Source organism: Pediococcus damnosus, from assembly GCF_001437255.1.
Taxonomy (GTDB): Bacteria; Bacillota; Bacilli; order Lactobacillales; family Lactobacillaceae; genus Pediococcus; species Pediococcus damnosus.
On sequence record NZ_JQBD01000170.1, the window covers coordinates 1 to 841 of the forward strand.

Annotated in this window: 1 protein-coding gene; it reads right to left on the reverse strand. The window is 30.0% G+C overall.

Translation table 11 applies throughout. The features are described from left to right. Nucleotides 1–5: 5 nt before the first annotated feature. On the reverse strand, nucleotides 6–743 hold the full coding sequence (locus tag IV84_RS10485) for a DUF6056 family protein (RefSeq protein WP_155515923.1): 738 nt from the start codon (nucleotides 741–743) through the stop codon (nucleotides 6–8). Between the last annotated feature and the right edge of the window lie 98 nt (nucleotides 744–841).

Consider the following 841-nt stretch of genomic DNA (forward strand, 5'->3'; position numbering starts at 1 on the left):
TTCATTTACACATAAAATTTGACACTCTCAATTTGTAATATACTATGTGAGGTTTGCCTATAACTAGAATTACTAATCATATGATAGGACGGATTGATCACCATTAATATAGTTCCAATAATTGATCCGACAAAAGCAAAGTAATTATATTTACTGACTTTATCTTTCAAAACATATTTTTGAAGAATTATCATAAAAGCAACCATTAAAAACTGATAGATTGTCATACTTTCTAAAAACAATTGGCCACAAAGCATCAGAATCAACAAAAATACATCAAGTCCATAATTATCTTTAAGTCCTTGTTTATTAATCCAAATAAACGTTAAAGACGTCACCATTGGTGGCACATAATTAACAAATGCTGCATTCCACGCAATTACATCGGTAAAAATACCAGTCGGTATCAATAGAATCGCAAGTGTTGCCAAAATCAAAGAAATATTGTTTGATCCACAAATCTTATAAATCAAGTAAATTAAAAGAGTTAGAAATATACCATAAGCAAGCATACCAACAATCAAATGCCTAACTGAATAAATTTCAAGAATACTGCCCAAATATCTACCATTGCCACTTCCGCCAAATGTGGAGTTACCAACAAAAAAATGATGCAAAAGATATTGTCCCTTATCCCCTGCCCAAAAAAAGTCATCACTACATAATATTAGAAAATATCTAAAACAAACAAAAAATATAAAAATGAAGCTAAAATATATTCCTTTTGTGAATCTTTTTACCATGAAAAAGTCTCCTTAATTTCATTCATTTATTACCATTTCAGTAAGTAAACGTGAACCAATTAGCCGTCTGTAAAAGGCACCCGTAAAATGTAGGAAAA

What these genes read in the sequence shown, in the direction of transcription:
- IV84_RS10485 (WP_155515923.1), bottom strand. Translation starts at nt 743, where the DNA reads ATGGTAAAAAGATTCACAAAAGGAATATATTTTAGCTTCATTTTTATA.